Genomic DNA, 17,320 nt, shown 5'->3' with positions numbered 1-17,320 from the left:
GCCCCTAGACTTTTCACGTCAGCCTCGGCGCGACGGGAGGAGACCCCGATGCCCGACCGCAGCACCGCACGATCCGGCCAGGCGCCCAGCGTCACCGACCCCGGACTGCTGCGCAACGTCGTCCTCATCGGCTGCAGCGGCGTGGGCAAGACCACCCTCGCCGAATCCCTCGCCCTCACCGCCGGCGCCCTCGGCCGGGCCGGCCGCGTCACCGACGGCAACACCGTCTCCGACCACGAGGACATCGAGCACCAGCAGCAGCGCTCCGTCCAGCTCTCGCTGCTCCCCCTCGAATGGAACGGCGTCAAGGTCAACCTGATCGACCCGCCGGGCCACCCCGACTTCACCGCCGACCTGCGGGCCGCCCTGCACGCCGCCGACGGCGCCGTCTTCGTCGTCTCGGCCACCGACCCGGTCACCACCCCCACCCGCGCCCTCTGGCGCGAGTGCGCCGCCGAAGGCATCCCCCGCGCCATCGCCGTCGCCAAGTTCGACATCGCCCGCAGCGACTTCGACGACATCCTCACCGCCTGCCACGACGCCTTCGGGCTCGGCCCGGACACCCTTCGCCCGCTCTTCCTCCCCGTCCACCACGACGGCCACCCCGCCGGCACCGTCGACCTGCTCACCGGCCGCACCTACGGCGAGGCCGAACCGCTGCCCGACACCGGCCCCGCCCGCGAGAGCCTCGTCGAAGCCATCTCCGGCCAGGACGACACCCTCATGGAGCGCTACCTCGCCGGCGAACCGCTCGACACCGACGCCCTCGAAGCCGGTCTGCGCCGCGAAGTCCTCGCCTGCGCCCTGCACCCCGCCCTGCCCACCACCGACCGCGGCCTCGGCTCGGCCGAACTCCTCGACCTCATCACCACCGCGTTCCCCGACCCCACCGAACGCACCCGCCCCGGCCCGGACTGCGACCCCGACGCCCCCCTCGCCGCCCAGGTCGTCCGCGTCACCGCCGACGCCTACGTCGGCCGGATCAGCCTGCTGCGGATCTACGCCGGCACCCTGCGCCCCGACACCCACATCCACCTCACCGGCCCCGACCACCCCGAGGACCAGACCGGCGACGAACGCGTCACCGGCCTCACCAGCCCGTTCGGCAAGCTCCAGCGGCCCGTCCCGCACGCCGTCGCCGGAGACCTCGTCTGCGCCGCCAAGGTCAGCACCGCCCGCCCCGGCGACACCGTCCACGAACCCGGCCACCCCGTGAAGCTCGACGGCTGGCCGCTGCCCGAACCACTCCTGCCGATCGCCATCGAGGCGCACAGCAAGGGCGACGACGACCGGCTCTCCCAGGCCCTCGCCCGGCTCACCGCCGAAGACCCGGCGCTGCGCCTGGAACAGAACCCCGACACCCACCAGCTGGTCCTCTGGTGCACCGGCGAGGCCCACGCCGAGGTCGTCCTCGACCGGCTCCGCGGCCGGCACGGCGTCCACGTCGACACCGTCGAACCCAAGGTCGCCCTGCGCGAGACCTTCGGCACCGCCGCCGCCGGCCACGGCCGACTGGTCAAGCAGTCCGGCGGGCACGGCCAGTACGCGATCTGCGCGCTGGAGGTCGAACCGCTGCCGGCCGGCGCCGGCTTCGAGTTCCGGGAACACGTCGTCGGCGGCGCCGTGCCCAAGCACTTCATCCCCTCGGTGGAGAAGGGCGTCCGCGCCCAGCTCGCCAAGGGCGTCGGCGCCGGGTACCCGCTCGTCGACATCCGGGTCACCCTCACCGACGGCAAGGCCCACTCCGTCGACTCCTCCGACTCCGCCTTCCAGAACGCCGCCGCCCTCGCCCTGCGCGACGCCGCGGAACACGCCGTCATCCGACTGCTCGAACCGGTCTCCGCGGTCAGCGTCCTGCTGCCCGACGACTACCTCGGCGCCGTCCTCGGCGACCTCTCCGCCCGCCGCGGCCGGGTCCTCGGCACCGAGACCGGCGGCCCGGGCCTCACCCTGCTCCGCGCCGAGGTCCCCGAGCTCGAACTCGCCCGCTACCCCGTCGACCTGCGCTCCCTCACCCACGGCACCGCCGAGTTCTCCCGCGCCCACCTGCGCCACGAACCCATGCCCGCCGCCCTCGCGGCCAAGCACACCGCCTGACGGTCCCGGAGCGTCAGCGCTTCGGCAGCGCGCAGGCGGGCGTCCCGCCCGGCATCCGGTGCCGGTTCTTCGCCACCCAGCGGTACAGCACGTCCGCGAGCGGCCGCACCGGCGCCAGCGCCAGCACCCCGCCCAGGTACGCCCAGACCCCGCCCGACCGCATCAGCAGCCGCGCCACCGCCTGCGCACCGCCGTACACCCGGCCGGCCGGCGTCACCCAGAGCACCTCGCGCCCGGCCCGCTCCCAGGACACCTCGCCGCGCCCTCCGGCCAGCGCGTCCAGCCCGGCGAGATCCGCGAACTGGAACGGCTCCGCCTCCCAGCCGCCCGACGCCAGGGTCTGGCGCAGGTACCGCTCCGCCCAGCCGGCACACGTCGTGCAGAACGCGCAGTCCCCGTCGAAAACCAGCACCGGATCCTTCATCACGGCTCCCTCCGTACGGCCCATGCGCCCATCGTGCACCATTGCGCCCGTCCACCCCCCGCACACGGGTATCGCCCGGCGCAAAGGTGGGCATCATGCCCCACGAGCGCGTACTGGCCCGAACGTGACGGCACTTCAGACGATCATCCGCGCGCCGGTACCGCGGCGCGGTACCCTGCCGCTGACAAGGGGAGGAGGGGAAGCCACCGTGACGACACTCGACATGACCCCGGGTGCGCAGATACCCCGGACCGACACCGGCCCGCAGACCGCCGTCACCCAGGCGCTCTCCTCGGCCGCCTACCGCGACGGCGAGGTCCGCGGCTTCGTCGAGACCGTCGCCAACGCCACCGAGAAGAAGGGCCGCTTCGCCCTCTTCCGCCCCAACCTCGGCGAGGCCTTCAGCCGCGCCGTGATCGGACGCACCCTCGGCGGCGACCGCAAGCCCCTGGTCCCGTCCTTCGGCATCGACACCCGGCAGATCGTCGAGCACTGCCTGGCCGCCGAGGACCTGCGCGCCGCCCGGGACCGCCGGCTCACCACCGTCACCCTCGTCACCGGTCTGCTCTTCCTGCCCGGCGCCCTGGTCTGGCTCGGCGCCTTCCAGCTCCGCGCCTGGCTCAAGCGGGACAGCCCCAGGAACGCCGGCGTCGTCGGCGCGGTGGTCCTCCTCGTGGCGGCCGCCGTCGGCGTGCTGCTCGCCCTCAAGCCGCCCGCCGGCGGCCTGTTGGGCGTCTACCTGCGCATCGTGATGCTCGCACCGGTCGTCGGCTGGTACCTCGCCAAGCGCATCGTCGTCGGCACCGCCGTCGACCTGCGCAACCGCTGGCGCGACCTCGTCGAGGGCAACGCCGTGGCCGCGACCGTCCCCATGGCCGTCCCGCGCGACGACCTGGACAAGAAGGCCGCCGACCTGCGCGCCAAGCTCGGCCGGCTCGAAGCCGAGCAGGACACCAACATCCAGCACTACGCCGGTCCCAAGGGGATCCTCGGCGCCGGCCGGCGCTGGGGCGAGTGGAAGATGGTCGACGCCCTGCGCCCGGCCGAGGGCCACGCCGACTTCCGCGCGTTCCACCCCTGGGACCTCGTCCGCAAGATCGCCGGGCACCTCAAGGGCCTCGGCATCAGCGAGGTCGCCAACAGCGGCATTCCCAACGTCGCCGTCAAGCAGTGGGTTGTCTTCGAGGTCGGCGAGGGCGCCGACGAGATCGGCCGCCCCGGCAACGCCGACATGGACGGCGACCGGATGCGCGACTTCGCCGTCCAGGCCATAGCGGACAAGCAGACCTTCCCCGGCGGCCCCCGGCACTACCTCGCCACCCAGTTCGTCACCCACGACGGCAAGCTGGTGCTCACCTTCACCGTCACCGTCGTCCTGCTCGCGCACACCATGAACGTCAGCGTGGCCGGTTACGCGCTCGGCCCGGTCAACGGCGTCTTCTCCGACAAGCCCAAGGACAAGGAGAAGTCCGTCCCGAAGAGCCTGAAGTTCTGGGAGGAGCGGACGGTCAAGCTCCCGCTGATCGACAACGACGAAGTGGTCCGGCAGGCCGTCCGCGCCCCCCTCCACCGCAGCCCCGGCCTGCTCGCCTGGCTCGGCGGCGGCCTCGGCCTGCCCGAGCCGTTCGGCCTGCGCCACGTCTGGGCCGCACCGCCCTGGAACACCCGGTCGATGACCGACAACGCGCTCAACGCCGCCACCCCGGTGCTCACCGCCGTCCACGCGGCCGTGCTGGAGTTCCTGGAGGAGCACGACCTCGACACCGAGCGCTTCTTCAAGAACCGCGCCTCGATCATCAAGTCCGAGGCGCAGGGCACCCGGCCCTACAAGGTCGACCAGTACGACGCGGGCTGAGCGGCCCGACGCAGAGCAGGGGAAAGGGGCCCACCGGTTCTCCGGTGGGCCCCTTTCCCCTGTGGTCCGGCCCCGCGGTTCAGCCCCGCGGTTCAGCCCTGCGGCCAGGCCTCGGCCAGCATCTTGCGGGTGTCCGCCAGCAGCTGCGGCAGCACCTTGGTGTGGCCGACCACCGGCATGAAGTTGGTGTCCCCGCCCCAGCGCGGCACCACGTGCTGGTGCAGGTGCGCCGCGATCCCGGCGCCCGCCGCCGCGCCCTGGTTCATCCCGATGTTGAACCCGTGCGCGCCCGAGGCCGCCCGCAGCGCCGCCATCGCCTTCTTGGTGAACACGGCCAGCTCGGCCGTCTCCGCGTCGTCCAGCTCGGTGTAGTCCGCGACGTGCCGGTACGGGACCACCATCAGGTGCCCGCCGTTGTACGGGTACAGGTTGAGCACCGCGAACACGGAGTTCCCGCGCGCGACGACCAGCCCTTCCTCGTCGCTCAGCGACGGGATCGAGCAGAACGGACAACCGTCGTCCGGAGCCGGACCGGTGGGCTTGTTCTCGCCCTGGATGTAGGCCATCCGATGGGGGGTCCACAGGCGGCGGAAGCCGTCCGGCTCGCCGACGCCCCGCTGCAGTTCCGGCTCAGTCGTCATGCTGATCAGCATATTCGCCCGGCGTGGCTTGCAAAGCAGTGCGGGGCAGACTCCGTGTGGAGACTGCCCCGCGAACCCCGCTGACGCGGGGCGGGAGGTCACACCTGGACGCGACGCTCCACCGCGTCGACGATCTCGGCGACCGCCTCGGCGAGCGGCACGCCGTTCTTCTGCTCGCCGTTGCGGTAGCGGAACGACACCGCGCCCGCCTCGACGTCGTCGTTGCCCGCGATCAGCATGAACGGCACCTTGCTCTTCTGCGCGTTCCGGATCTTCTTCTGCATCCGGTCGTCCGAGGTGTCGACCTCGACCCGGATGCCGCGCTTCTTCAGCTCGGCCGCGACCTCCAGCAGGTACGGCACGTGCTCGTCGGTGATCGGGATGCCGGTCACGGTGACCGGGGCCAGCCACGGCGGCATGGCGCCGGCGTAGTGCTCCAGCAGCACCGCGAAGAACCGCTCGATCGAGCCGAACAGCGCACGGTGGATCATGACCGGCCGCTGACGCGAGCCGTCCGCCGCCGTGTACTCCAGGTCGAAGCGCTCGGGCAGGTTGAAGTCGAGCTGGATGGTCGACATCTGCCAGGTCCGGCCGATCGCGTCCTTCGCCTGGACGGAGATCTTCGGGCCGTAGAAGGCCGCGCCGCCCGGGTCCGGGACCAGCGGCAGGCCCTGCTTCTCGGCCACGTTCGCGAGCACGGCGGTGGCCTCCTCCCAGGCCTCGTCCGAACCGACGAACTTGACCGGGTCCTTGGTGGAGAGCTCCAGGTAGAAGTCGGTCAGACCGTAGTCCCGCAGCAGGTTGAGCACGAAGGTCAGCGTGGAGTCGAGCTCCTCCGCCATCTGCTCACGGGTGCAGTAGATGTGCGCGTCGTCCTGGGTGAAGCCGCGGGCGCGGGTCAGGCCGTGCACCACGCCGGACTTCTCGTACCGGTATACCGTGCCGAACTCGAAGAGGCGCAGCGGCAGTTCACGGTACGAGCGGCCGCGCGCGTCGAAGATCAGGTTGTGCATCGGGCAGTTCATGGGCTTCAGGTAGTAGTCCACGCCCTCGTCGAGCTGCATGGGCGGGTACATACCGTCCGCGTACCAGTCCAGGTGGCCGCTCTTCTCGAAGAGCTTCCCCTTGGTGGCGTGCGGGGTGTAGACGAACTCGTAGCCCTCCTCCTCGTGCCGGCGGCGCGAGTAGTCCTCCATGGCGCGGCGGATGATGCCGCCCCTGGGGTGGAAGACGGCGAGGCCGGAGCCGATCTCCTCGGGGATGGAGAAGAGGTCGAGCTCGTTGCCGAGCTTGCGGTGGTCGCGCTTCTCGGCCTCGACCAGGAAGTCGAGGTGCGCCTTCAGCTCGTCCTTGGTCGGCCAGGCGGTGCCGTAGATGCGCTGCAGCATCGGGTTCTTCTCGCTGCCGCGCCAGTAGGCGGCGGCGTTGCGCATCAGCTTGAAGGCCGGGATGTGCCGGGTGGACGGCAGGTGCGGACCGCGGCAGAGGTCGCCCCAGCAGAGGTCGCCGCTCTTGGCGTCCAGGTTGTCGTAGATGGTCAGCTCGCCCGCGCCGACCTCGACGTCGGCGCCCTCGCCGGCGGTGGCGGCGGAGCCCTTGAGGCCGATCAGCTCCAGCTTGTACGGCTCGGCGGCCAGCTCCTCGGCGGCGGCCTCGTCGGTGACCACCCGGCGGGAGAACTTCTGGCCCTTCTTGATGATCTCCTGCATCTTCTTCTCGATGGCCTTGAGGTCATCGGGGTGGAACGGCTTCTCGACGTCGAAGTCGTAGTAGAAGCCGTCCTTGACCGGCGGGCCGATGCCGAGCTTCGCCTCCGGGAAGAGCTGCTGCACGGCCTGGGCCATGACGTGCGCGGTGGAATGGCGCAGGATGTCCAGGCCGTCCTTGCTGCCGATCTCGACCGGCTCGACCTCGTCGCCGTCCTGCACGGCGTACGCGAGGTCCTTGAGCTGGCCGGCGATGCGGGCGGCGATGATCGAGCGGTCGTCGGCGAAGAGCTCGGCGGCCGTAGTGCCCGTGGTCACCACGCGCTCTTCCCGATCGGGTTCGCGGTTGATGATTACCCGGACGTCCGTCACCGGTCTCTCCTGACGTGCTGGATTCATAGGACGCAACACGGCGCTGCGCGTGACGATGGTACCGAGAGCACCACCCCCGCCGTGCACCTACGCCCCCGCTCCCCCTTCTCCCAGGGTCTTCAGCAGCCGCTCCCGCTCGGCCTCCTCCAGACCGCACGGCTCCAGCGCTCCCGGGTGGGTGAGCCGCCGGAACCCGCCGCGGCGCTCCAGCCGGCCGCTGACCCGCACCGGAGCCCCGGCCAGGTGGGCCTCGACGGCCACCCGGTAGGCGGGGTCGGCGAGCCGCACCCGGACCTCGCTGACCTCCGCGCCGCCGAGCACCTTCAGCCGGACGGTGCCCGGTCCGGCGGGGTCGGCGCGCTTGAGCCGGACGACCAGGCCGACCACGGTGACGGCGACCGCCGGTTCGATCCGCTCCAGCAGGGCGGCCGCCTCCTCCAGCGCGGGCAGGTCCCCGGGGGAGAACTCCAGGGCGATCCGCCGGTCGCCGAAACCGCCGGGCGGGCCGGCGGCGGCCGACCAGGCGACGGACAGCTGGGCCGCCGTGGCGCCGCGCACCAGGTCCTCGACGGACTGCACCAGCTCCCGGCTGACGCCCGCCTGCACCGCGTTCTCGAAGGCCTCCGGGCCGCCGCTGACCCGCCGGTAGTCCACGGCGTCCCGCAGCGCCTCCAGGGCGCGGACCAGGGTGGTGACCACCGCCCGCCCCTCGGGCGCCGGGGTGTACGCGGTGAGTCCGGCGGCGCCGTCCGCCGCCGGACCGCCGCCGACCACCAGGACCTGCTCCAGGAAGTCCCCGGCCCAGGTGTCCAGCCGGGCGCCGAAGTAGGCGGCCCTGGTCCGCCCGGCCTTGGCGCCGGCCGCCAGCATCGCCCGGGCCGCCCGCTGGAGCCGCTCGGCGCCGTCCCAGGGCGCGGTGCCGGCCGGCCCGGGGAGTTCGCGCCGCCACTGCAGCTCGTCCCCCGGCACCGCCAGGGCGAGCAGGATCGAGCGGGCGGACGGGCTGCGGGAGCGCGACAGCGCGGTGACGGCGTCGGCGAGCAGCTCGACGGCGTCGTCGAAGCCCTCCCCGGCCGGGACCAGCAGGCTGGTGCCCGGGTCGGAGTCGCCCGGGGGCGTCCAGCGGCCGTACCGGGCCGAGGGGCCGCCGCGCCGGACCCAGCCGTGCCGGGCGAGCAGCGTGGTGAGCACCGCCGGGTCGACGGCCGCCGGGTCGGGCAGCGCCCGGGAGACCTCCTGCGGCCCGTGTGGCAGCGTCATGGTCCTGCTCCTCCCCGCCGGGGCCGGGCCGTCACGGGCTGCCGCCCGCGCCGACCCGCGCCATGATGTCGCACAGTGCCCGGTCGTCGAACACCTTCGCGGTGGGCACCCGGACGTTGGTCCGCCGCTGCCCGGTGACCGGGTGTCCGGCCAGGTTGACCCAGTAGCAGCAGTGCCGCAGCTCCAGCGCGTCCGGGCCGGCCGAGAGCCAGCGGTCGACCCGGCGCGGCAGCAGCATCACGACCAGGATCCGGGGCACCGCGACCCGCTCCCGCGCGAGCTTGCGCAGGTGGTCGTTGTCCAGGGTGAAGCTGAAGAAGGGTCCGCGCGGATCGGGTGCGGTCTGTGCGGTGGCCTTCAGCTGGATCTTGACGGTGACCTCGTCGTCCACCGCGTGGGCGCGCGAGCCGTGGCTGACCTGCCAGTCGATGCCGTTGTCGGGGAAGGGCTGGGACAGCGAGCAGCCGGCCGCCGCCGCCACCGCGTGCAGATAGCCGACCTGCAGTGTCTCCATGCAGGCCGTCACGGCCAGATCGCCCCGCAGGACGGCCGCCGCCCCGCCGGGCTGCGGCTCTGTCAGCGTCATCGCCCCGTAGCCTCCCCCGGCCCGGTGGCCCGTCCGGATTCGAACGGGTCGTCTGATCGCAGGGTGCCCGGCCCGGACAGGGCCAAACGGTTGAAGGGGCGTCAGGAGCGGGTATCACCCGGGCGGGAATCGCAGTACCTGAGGGGCAGTCATGCAGCAGCACTGGTACACCGGTCCGCTCGCCTCCTTCGACACCGAGACCACCGGCGTGGACGTCGAGACCGACCGGATCGTCTCGGCCGCCCTGGTCGTCCAACTCAGCCCGGGCGCGGCACCGCGGACCACTTCCTGGCTGGCCGATCCGGGCGTGCCGATACCCGACGGCGCCCGGGCGATCCACGGCATCGGCGACGAGCGGGTGCGCGCGCACGGCCGCCCGGCGCAGACGGTGGTGGCGGAGATCGCCCGTGCCCTCGCCGAGCAGAGCCGCGCGGGGCACCCCGTGGTGGTGATGAACGCGCCGTACGATCTGACGCTGCTGGACCGGGAGTTGCGCCGCCACCGGGCCACCGCGCTGGCGGACGCCCTCGGCCCGGACGGGCTGCTGGTGCTCGATCCCCGGGTGCTGGACAAGCACGTGGACCGCTACCGCAAGGGCCGGCGCACGCTGACCGACCTGTGCGCGCACTACGGGGTGGAGCTGACCGGGGCGCACGACGCGGCGGCCGACGCGACGGCGGCCCTGGGGCTGGTCCGGACGATCGGCGCGCGCTACCCGGCGGCACTGGGCGGGCTGTCGGCGGCCGAGCTGCACCTGCGGCAGGCGGTCTGGCACGCCGCGCAGGCCCGGGGGCTGCAGAACTGGTTCGACCGCTCGGGGACGCCGGAGCGGGTGGACTTCTCCTGGCCGTTGCGCCCGGCCCGCTGCGGGTGCGGACGGCGGCTGTCGGCGGAGCACAGCTGCGAGGTCGCGGCGTAGCCGGACCGGATGCGACGGCCGGCGCCCGCCGGATCGGTCGCCCGGTCGCTCGGTCCACGAACGCAACAGGCCCCGATCGGTATCCGATCGGGGCCTGCGTGCTGTCCGGTGGGCGATACTGGGATCGAACCAGTGACCCCTTCGGTGTGAACGAAGTGCTCTCCCGCTGAGCTAATCGCCCGGGCAACGAGAAGAACAGTAGCACCATTCGGGGGGTGTCGTACAACTCGCACCAGCCCGGGCGGCCGGCGCATCGGCAGAACTCGCGCTCCGCGCGGAAGGTGACTGCGCCTCAGTCCGATTCTCCGGCGGCAGTTCACGGGATTGCGGAAATACATGTGAGGCCCAGCCGATAATCGACTGGGCCTCACATATCACAATGCATTCCGGTGGGCGATACTGGGATCGAACCAGTGACCCCTTCGGTGTGAACGAAGTGCTCTCCCGCTGAGCTAATCGCCCGGGTGCAGGGAAAACATTACCGCATCCCCCGGGGTGCTCCGAACACGCCCGCCCCGGGCCCCCGCCCCGACCCGTCACCCGAACGGGCCGCCACCGGTCGCCGCGGCCGGGTCAGTGCCGGTTGATCTTCCAGGGCATGGTGAGCCCGTACTTCCAGAGGTACCAGGCGCCGATCCCGGCGATCACCGCCAGGCCGATCGCGGTGAGTGTGATGTTGCGGCGGCGGACCCTCGGGTCCATCGCCTTCTGCGCCGCCTCGGCCACCTTGCGGCGGGTCCAGCGCAGGGCCAGCTGGGCCCAGACGAACTCGGTGGCCCAGACGCCCATCCCCAGGAAGATGACCACCCAGCCGGGGCCGGGCAGCGGCAGCATGATCACCCCGGCCACCACCACCGCCAGGCCGACCAGGAAGACGGCCACCTGCCAGCTCAGGTGCAGCGGCCTGGACCGCCGGATGAAGTGCGGCGCGCGCGAGCCCAGCGGCCGGCCGCCGTCGGCGCCCGCCGCGTCCTGCGCCCCGTCCCCGTCCCCGTCCCCGTCCGGCGTGGGTACCCCCGAGTCGTCCGGCACGACCGCATCACCCGTTCTCGTGTTCCCGCCCGCGTTCCCGCGCGCCTTGTCGCTTCGCACAGTCATGCCAGGAAACTAACCGAGAAGTGGCCCGGTAATGCCCCGGCGGGCACTCCGTGCCGATTCCGCAATGCGCCGTAAGGGGTACGACTCGGCCCCGAATCGGGACAGAGGGGTTTACATCGGTCGTGGAGGTGGGATGGTCCGTTCGCCGACGTGCGATTCCCCGAGCGCACACTGAGCGAAAGGCCATGGCGCTTATGAACACCACGGTCAGCTGCGAGCTGCACCTGCGCCTCATCGTGTCCAGCGAGTCCTCACTGCCCGTCCCCGCGGGCCTGCGCTACGACACCGCCGACCCCTATGCCGTGCACGCCACGTTCCACACCGGCGCCGACGAGACGGTGGAGTGGGTGTTCGCCCGAGATCTCCTTGCGGAGGGGCTGCATCGACCCACCGGCACCGGCGACGTCCGGGTCTGGCCCTCGCGCAGTCACGGGCAAGGGGTGGTCTGCATCGCGCTGAGCTCTCCGGAAGGAGAAGCCCTGCTGGAGGCCCCGGCCCGAGCGCTTGAGTCGTTTCTCAAGCGCACGGACGCCGCCGTGCCGCCCGGCACCGAACACCGTCACTTCGACCTCGACCGGGAGCTGTCCCACATCCTCGCCGAAAGCTGACCCCGACCGGAGGCGGTCACGCCCCGCCGTCGGCGGGGCCGTAACCCCCTGCTGTCACCGCTGCCGTCCTACTCGGGGGCACGGCAGCACGACTCAGCCGCGCACGACGCGGACTCGGGGCCGGTGAAACGGTCCGCCCCCACCGGGGCGGACTGCAGCACCGCAGGCGCCCGGCACTGGAGCCGGCCATCCGTACGGGTGGCCGGCCTCGCTGCCGGGCGCCGCTGTTTCCCGGCGGTGGGCGATCGGACTTCGCGGGTCCGCGACACGGCCGCCCGCACGCCCCGTCGCAATCCGTACACGCCTTCGACCGAAGCGGCGGCCCGCCGCTGCGGGGCCCGGTAAGGTCTGAGACTGACCGTAGACGCGGGGTGCCGACGGCCCCCTCCGCGCGAGGAGCCCCCACGTGCTGATCACCCATGACACCGAGTGCGCGCTGAGCATCCTCGTCGAGCTGCTCAACACGGCGCCCGAGGTGTGCGGCAGCGAGCTGCTGCCCGACGTGGCCGCGCTGGACGCCTTCGTGGTCCGCCAGGAGATCAGCGAGATCGACTCGCTGACCGAGGACGACCTGCGCAAGGTGCAGGAGCTGCGCACCCGGCTGCGGGAGGTGTTCGGCACCGAGTCCACGGCGGAGGCCGCCGAGCTGGTCAACGCGCTGGTCGCGGCCGCCGGCACCACGCCCCGGCTCACCAACCACGACCACCACGGCTGGCACATCCACTACTTCGCCCCGCACGCCGCGCTGCACGACCACCTGGCGGCCGAGCTGGGCATGGCCCTGGCGTTCATCCTCACGGCGGGCGAGCGCGAGCGGCTGCGCCGCTGCGAGGCGCCGGACTGCGCCCGCGTCTTCGTCGACCTCTCCCGTAACCGGTCCCGGCGCTACTGCGACAGCCGGACCTGCGGGAACCGGCTGCACGTCGCCGCCTACCGGGCGCGCCAGCGCTCGGCGGAGGCCGTGCCCTCCGCCTGAGCGCTCACCGGCCCCCGCTCGCCGTGACCGCCGCGTTCAGATGCCGCGGCGGCGCAGGATCTCCTCGATGTCGGCGAAGTCGCCGAGGCCGTCGTCCCGCTTGCCTGCCTTCGGCGCGGTGCTCCTGGGAGCGGCGGCCTTCGGGGCGGCGGAGGCCCGGCCGGCCGGTGCACCGGTGACGGCGGCCCGTCCCGGGGCGGGCCCGGCGGCGGGCGGCGCGGAGCCGGTGGCGTCCACCGCGCGGCGGCGGCCCGCCCAGCGGGTGGTGACCAGCAGGGCGGCCGACACCGCGAGCAGCGCGATGCCCGTCCAGACCCGGGGGTCGAACACCAGCTTGGTCGCCCAGTCGGCGAGCTCGCTGCCGATCGTGCGCGCCACCGGGAAGAGGCCGGTCAGGTAGAGGCCGGCCGGCAGCAGCGCCACGGCGAACCAGCGGGTCGCGGAGAGGTAGCGCCGGCGGTAGGCGCGCAGGCCCGCGACGGCCACGCCCGCGGCGGTGAGCACGAAGGAGACCGCCGCCGTCAGCACGGCGGCACTCCGTCACGTCCAGTTGTCCTCGTCATCGGGTCGGACCTCCCGTCGCTTCCGGCCGGCGCCCGGGCACACCGCCGGGACGGCGCGGTGCCCACTAGTGGAACACTGGGGGCATGATCGAAGGTTCCCTCCCCCGTCTCGAGTTCTGGTGCGAGCTCCAGTGCCCGGACTGCCGCACCGCCCTGGACGACGTCCGGGCGCTGCGCGAGCAGTACGGTGACGCGCTCGTCGTCGAGTTGCGCCACTTCCCGCTGGAGAAGCACAAGCACGCGTACGCCGCGGCGCAGGCCGCCGAGGAGGCGTTCGCCCAGGGCCTGGGGTGGCCGTACGTGGAGGCCCTGCTGGAGCGGGTCGACGACCTGGCGGCTCGCGGCGAGGAGGTGCTGCTGGAGGTGGCCCGCGCCGTGGGAGTGGATGCCGAGGAGGTCGACACGGCGCTGGTCGACGGCCGGCACACGCTGATCGTGGACGCCGACCAGGCCGAGGGGAAGGCGATCGGGGTGCGGGGCACCCCGACGTATGTGATCGGCGGGAAGCGGCTGGACGGCGGGCAGAGCCAGGACGGCCTGCGGGACCGGATCGTCGCCGTCATCGAGGCGGCGAAGGCGTCCTGACGCCAAGTCAGGTCAGCGGCTTGCCGTAGACCCGGTTGGTGACCCGGTAGCCGAGCGACTCGTAGAGCCGGATCGCGACCGCGTTCCCGGTGAACACGTTGAGCCCGAGGTCCCTCACACCGGCGGCCAGGCACTCGCGTTCGGCGAGCAGCATCAGCGAGCGGCCGTGGCCGGCGCCCCGGTGGGCCTCGGCCACCTCGACGACCATCACCCAGGCGAGCGGGGCGCCGTCGGGCAGGTCCCGGACCCGCAGGGCAAGCCAGAGCGAGCCCAGCGGGTCCGGCGCGTCCCCGTAGAGCCGGCGCAGGGCCACGCCGGGGCTGTCGGCGCCCTGCGGCAGCAGGGACTGGTGGTCGGCGTCCGACTTGGCGCGGGCCTGCTCGGCGCCGAGGCCGGAGGAGACCAGGTCGGACAGATACCCCTCCTTGGCGTCGGCCAGCCACCCGGGGAAGGCCTCGGCGTCGATCCGGCGCGCGGCGACGCCGGCCGGGAGCGCGGGCGGGGCGGCGAGCCGCTTGGCCATGTTCCGCATCCGCTCGGTGTAGCCGAGGGCGACGGCGAGGCCGCGCGCGGCCGGCGCCGCCTCCGGGACGTCGGCGTCGACCCGGGTGCAGCCCCAGCCGCGGAGCACCTCCTCGGCCGCGAGCGCACCGAAGGTGCCGCGCCCCCGGCCGCGCCCCTCGTGCACCTCCAACTCCGATATCTCACCCCAGAGTTGATTGCCGCGGCGAATGGCGGTGGTGCGCAGCGCGCCGACCGGGCGGCCGTTGGCGCAGATCTGCCAGCGTCTGGTGCGGCCGCCGGCGGCGGGTGACTCCGGCCCCTCGGGGCGCAGCGTGGTGGTCATGTCGTGGTCCCTTCCCCGCCGCCCGGGTGTTCTATCCGCCGGGGGGCCGCGAGGAGTCCGGGGCCGGTGTGGTGGGGCTCAGGGGTCGAGGTCGTCGCCGCTGCGCTCGGTGAAGACGGCCAGGGCCTTGGTGGTGACGGGGCCCGGTCCGGCGAGTTCACGGTCGTCGATCCGGGTGACGGCCTGGACGTCGCGCAGGGTGGAGGTCAGGAAGATCTCGTCGGCCTCCCGGAGCACGTCCAGCGGCAGGTCCGTCTCCTCGGCGCCGCACCAGTCGACGACGAGCTGCCGGGTGATGCCGGCCAGGCAGCCGGAGGCGAGGGTGGGGGTGAGCAGGCGGCCGCCGAGGACGACGAAGACGTTGGAGCCGGTGCCCTCGCAGAGCTGCCCGGCGGTGTTGGCGAACAGGGCTTCGGAGGCCTGGACGCGGTGGGCGGCGGCGAGCGCGACGACGTTCTCGGCGTAGGAGGTGGTCTTGAGGCCGGCGACGGCGCTGTGCTCGTTGCGGCGCCACGGGACGGTGGCGGCGGCGGTGGTGTCGGGGCGGCGGGCGGCGGTGCCGAGGGAGACGACCAGGGTGGGGGCGTCCTGGCCGCGCTCCGAGCCGAGCGGGGCGATGCCGCCGGTGTAGGTGAGGCGCAGGCGGCCCAGGGGCATCGGGTTGGCGGCCAGCACCTGGGCGCAGGCTTCGCGGACCAGGTCGTGGTCGGGGTCGGGCAGGCCGAGGCCGCGGGCGGAGCGGGTGAGCCGGTCGAGGTGGCGGGTGACGGCGAAGGCCCGGCCGTCGACGGCCTTCATCGTCTCGAAGACGCCGTCGCCGGTGGTGAGGCCGTGGTCGAGGACGGACAGGGCTGCGTCGGCGGAGTCGACGAGTGACCCGTTGACCCAGCTCTTGGTGGGGTGCTGCATCGAGGGCTGCTCCTCAAGGCGGTTGCGCGGTGCGGTGAGCCTGGGTCGGTGGTGGCCCGGGGGTGTGCGTCCCGCTTCAGTCGGTTGCGGTGCCCGACGCTATCGCGACCAGGCGGGCGGCCTTCAGTTCGGTTTCCGCCCACTCGCGCGCCGGGTCGGAGCCCCAGGTGATGCCCGCGCCGGTGCCGAAGCGCAGCACGGGTGCGCCGGGGTCGGTCCGGTCGATCCAGAACGTGCGGATGCCGACGGCGAGTTCGCTCTCGCCGCGGTCGGCGTCGACCCAGCCGACGGCTCCGCAGTAGGGGCCGCGCGGGGCGGTCTCCAGGGCGTCGATGATCCGCAGCGCGCTGGACTTGGGGGCGCCGGTGACGGAGCCGGGCGGGAAGGTCGCGCCGAGGAGTTCGGGCCAGCCGGCCTCCGGGCGCAGGGTGCCCTGGACGGTGGAGACCAGGTGGACGAGGCCGGGGTGCTTCTCGACGACGCAGAGGTCGGGGACGGTGACGGTGCCGGTCTCGCACACCCGGCCGAGGTCGTTGCGGACCAGGTCGACGATCATCACGTTCTCGGCGTGGTCCTTCTCCAGCAGGTCGGCCTCGGTGCGGCCGGTGCCCTTGATCGGGCCGGAGGAGACGGTGCGGCCGTCGCGGCGCAGGTAGAGCTCGGGCGAGGCGGTCGCGATCTCGACGCCGTGTCCGGGCAACCGGACGGTGCCCGCGTAGGGGGCGGGGTTCCCGCGTGCGAGCAGACCGGTGAGGGCGTCGACGTCGCTGCGGTCCCGGTCCGGCAGCGGCGCGGAGAGGACGCGGCAGAGGTTGGCCTGGTAGACCTCGCCGGCCGCGATGTGGTCGCGGATGCGGCGGACGCCGGCCTCGTAGGCGGCGCGGTCCAGGGAGCTGTGCCAGCTGTCGGCGGCCGGGCCGAGCCAGCCCGCGCCGGACGGGGGCGCGGGGGCGGGGCGGACGTCGTCGAAGCGGGCGCAGGTGAGGCGGCCCTCGAAGTCGTGGACGACGGCCCAGAAGCCGGCGGAGTCGAGGGCGGCCGGGTCCGAGGTGACGTCGCGCAGCCCGGTGGCGAGGCGGCCGCCGAAGCGGGCGAGCGGGCTGTGGGGGACGGGCTGGCCGGACACGGTTCTCCTGCGCGGGCTGGTGGGGCTGCGGTGCCTGAAGTGTAGGTCGGGGGCGCGGGCGGGGGTCGGGCCGCCGCAGGGGGCGTGAGCAGGTGCGGGCGTCGCGCGGGTGTGCGCCGGGTGGCCGGCGGCTGACCGTCGGGTGCGCCGCAGGTGGGGGCGGTGGCCACCCGGAACGGCTGACGGGGCGGCACCCCGGGGGCACCCCCGCGGCACGCTGCGGGAACGGATTTTTAGCTGGCCCGGGAATCCGCTAGAGTTCAACACGTCGCCAGGGAGCGCAGCCGCACAAAAGCGGTGAGGCCCCCGGGAGACAGGCGGACGTGGCTCAGTTGGTAGAGCATCACCTTGCCAAGGTGAGGGTCGCGAGTTCGAATCTCGTCGTCCGCTCGATGGAGAACAGTGTAAGATCGTTCTTCGAGTGTTGCCTGGTGGAGTGGCCGAGAGGCGAGGCAACGGCCTGCAAAGCCGTCTACACGGGTTCAAATCCCGTCTCCACCTCCAAGAGGTACGACCGGTTCGACCGGGCGACCTCCCCGCGCGATTAGCTCAGCGGGAGAGCACTACCTTGACACGGTAGGGGTCACTGGTTCAATCCCAGTATCGCGCACGTCGGATCCTTCGGGGTCTGCTGCAGGACCGCCACACCAGGCGCGATTAGCTCAGCGGGAGAGCACTACCTTGACACGGTAGGGGTCACTGGTTCAATCCCAGTATCGCGCACGTCGGATCCTTCGGGGTCTGCTGC

General features: G+C 73.0%; 16 protein-coding genes and 6 tRNA genes. 10 read left to right on the top strand and 12 right to left on the bottom strand.

All coding sequences use genetic code 11. The features are described from left to right. The first annotated feature begins 48 nt into the window (after positions 1-48). Positions 49-2,097 (top strand): elongation factor G-like protein EF-G2, encoded by a 2,049-nt coding sequence (locus ABT263_RS24670; protein WP_352293273.1) that lies wholly within the window; start codon positions 49-51, stop codon positions 2,095-2,097. Positions 2,098-2,110: 13 nt separating this feature from the next. On the opposite strand, the gene ABT263_RS24665 is transcribed toward ABT263_RS24670, so the two are convergent. Beyond that, on the bottom strand, positions 2,111-2,545 hold the full coding sequence (locus ABT263_RS24665; protein WP_329486831.1) for a thiol-disulfide oxidoreductase DCC family protein: 435 nt from the start codon (positions 2,543-2,545) through the stop codon (positions 2,111-2,113). A gap of 184 nt (positions 2,546-2,729) precedes the next feature. Between ABT263_RS24665 and ABT263_RS24660 the strand changes: the two genes are divergently transcribed. Then, complete coding sequence (locus ABT263_RS24660) at positions 2,730-4,376, top strand: AbeC-like domain-containing protein (RefSeq protein ID WP_352293271.1); 1,647 nt, start codon at positions 2,730-2,732, stop codon at positions 4,374-4,376. Positions 4,377-4,468: 92 nt separating this feature from the next. Here the strand turns inward: ABT263_RS24660 and ABT263_RS24655 are convergent, their stop codons facing one another. The 4 genes from ABT263_RS24655 to ABT263_RS24640 form a co-directional block, all read right to left on the bottom strand. Further along, on the bottom strand, positions 4,469-5,029 hold the full coding sequence (locus ABT263_RS24655; RefSeq protein ID WP_329486834.1) for an HIT family protein: 561 nt from the start codon (positions 5,027-5,029) through the stop codon (positions 4,469-4,471). An 86-nt stretch (positions 5,030-5,115) separates the two neighbouring features. After that, positions 5,116-7,095, bottom strand: coding sequence for a threonine--tRNA ligase (gene thrS / locus ABT263_RS24650; protein WP_352293269.1), 1,980 nt, complete (start codon positions 7,093-7,095; stop codon positions 5,116-5,118). A gap of 87 nt (positions 7,096-7,182) precedes the next feature. Further along, positions 7,183-8,355 (bottom strand): hypothetical protein, encoded by a 1,173-nt coding sequence (locus ABT263_RS24645; protein WP_352293266.1) that lies wholly within the window; start codon positions 8,353-8,355, stop codon positions 7,183-7,185. A gap of 31 nt (positions 8,356-8,386) precedes the next feature. Then, a complete protein-coding gene (locus ABT263_RS24640) occupies positions 8,387-8,941 on the bottom strand; it encodes a DUF4365 domain-containing protein (protein ID WP_352293264.1) in 555 nt (184 codons plus the stop codon). Between the two features lie 151 nt (positions 8,942-9,092). On the opposite strand from ABT263_RS24640, the gene ABT263_RS24635 reads away from it, so the two are divergent. Beyond that, complete coding sequence (locus tag ABT263_RS24635; RefSeq protein WP_352293261.1) at positions 9,093-9,860, top strand: 3'-5' exonuclease; 768 nt, start codon at positions 9,093-9,095, stop codon at positions 9,858-9,860. A 109-nt stretch (positions 9,861-9,969) separates the two neighbouring features. Here ABT263_RS24635 and ABT263_RS24630 read toward each other — a convergent pair. From ABT263_RS24630 to ABT263_RS24620, 3 genes are all read right to left on the bottom strand, one after another. Further along, positions 9,970-10,041 (bottom strand) — tRNA-Val (locus ABT263_RS24630). Positions 10,042-10,250: 209 nt separating this feature from the next. Next, positions 10,251-10,322, bottom strand: a tRNA-Val gene (locus ABT263_RS24625). A gap of 111 nt (positions 10,323-10,433) precedes the next feature. Beyond that, entirely contained in the window at positions 10,434-10,958 is a 525-nt protein-coding gene (locus tag ABT263_RS24620; RefSeq protein WP_352293260.1) for a TIGR02611 family protein, read from the bottom strand. Between the two features lie 194 nt (positions 10,959-11,152). On the opposite strand from ABT263_RS24620, the gene ABT263_RS24615 reads away from it, so the two are divergent. Next, positions 11,153-11,566, top strand: a complete 414-nt coding sequence (locus ABT263_RS24615) for an SsgA family sporulation/cell division regulator (protein WP_030056266.1) — start codon at positions 11,153-11,155, stop codon at positions 11,564-11,566. 406 nt (positions 11,567-11,972) lie between these two features. Next, on the top strand, positions 11,973-12,542 hold the full coding sequence (locus tag ABT263_RS24610) for a CGNR zinc finger domain-containing protein (RefSeq protein WP_352293258.1): 570 nt from the start codon (positions 11,973-11,975) through the stop codon (positions 12,540-12,542). A gap of 36 nt (positions 12,543-12,578) precedes the next feature. Here the strand turns inward: ABT263_RS24610 and ABT263_RS24605 are convergent, their stop codons facing one another. Continuing rightward, positions 12,579-13,070 carry a hypothetical protein gene (locus tag ABT263_RS24605; RefSeq protein ID WP_352293256.1) on the bottom strand — a complete coding sequence of 164 codons (492 nt, stop codon included), beginning with the start codon at positions 13,068-13,070 and terminating at the stop codon, positions 12,579-12,581. Positions 13,071-13,189: 119 nt separating this feature from the next. Between ABT263_RS24605 and ABT263_RS24600 the strand changes: the two genes are divergently transcribed. Continuing rightward, positions 13,190-13,690: a DsbA family protein gene (locus ABT263_RS24600; protein ID WP_329486842.1), complete on the top strand. Its 501-nt coding sequence runs from the start codon at positions 13,190-13,192 to the stop codon at positions 13,688-13,690. A 7-nt stretch (positions 13,691-13,697) separates the two neighbouring features. Here ABT263_RS24600 and ABT263_RS24595 read toward each other — a convergent pair whose 3' ends face one another. The 3 genes from ABT263_RS24595 to ABT263_RS24585 form a co-directional block, all read right to left on the bottom strand. Continuing rightward, on the bottom strand, positions 13,698-14,537 hold the full coding sequence (locus tag ABT263_RS24595) for a GNAT family N-acetyltransferase (protein WP_329486843.1): 840 nt from the start codon (positions 14,535-14,537) through the stop codon (positions 13,698-13,700). Positions 14,538-14,615: 78 nt separating this feature from the next. Further along, positions 14,616-15,446: an aminotransferase class IV gene (locus ABT263_RS24590; protein ID WP_352293254.1), complete on the bottom strand. Its 831-nt coding sequence runs from the start codon at positions 15,444-15,446 to the stop codon at positions 14,616-14,618. Positions 15,447-15,522: 76 nt separating this feature from the next. Beyond that, positions 15,523-16,572 (bottom strand): chorismate-binding protein, encoded by a 1,050-nt coding sequence (locus tag ABT263_RS24585; RefSeq protein WP_352293252.1) that lies wholly within the window; start codon positions 16,570-16,572, stop codon positions 15,523-15,525. Between the two features lie 317 nt (positions 16,573-16,889). Here ABT263_RS24585 and ABT263_RS24580 point away from each other — a divergent pair. The 4 genes from ABT263_RS24580 (at position 16,890) to ABT263_RS24565 (ending at position 17,295) form a co-directional block, all read left to right on the top strand. Beyond that, positions 16,890-16,962, top strand: a tRNA-Gly gene (locus tag ABT263_RS24580). A 40-nt stretch (positions 16,963-17,002) separates the two neighbouring features. Then, a tRNA-Cys gene (locus ABT263_RS24575) sits at positions 17,003-17,076 on the top strand. A gap of 34 nt (positions 17,077-17,110) precedes the next feature. Further along, a tRNA-Val gene (locus ABT263_RS24570) sits at positions 17,111-17,182 on the top strand. A 41-nt stretch (positions 17,183-17,223) separates the two neighbouring features. After that, positions 17,224-17,295: transfer RNA gene (locus ABT263_RS24565), tRNA-Val, on the top strand. Positions 17,296-17,320 lie beyond the last annotated feature (25 nt).

Origin of the sequence: Kitasatospora sp. NPDC001603, from assembly GCF_040298365.1 — a bacterium.
Lineage (GTDB): Bacteria > Actinomycetota > Actinomycetes > Streptomycetales > Streptomycetaceae > Kitasatospora.
Note: the sequence above shows the minus strand (reverse complement) of the source record. Positions and strands in the feature narration are given on the sequence as shown.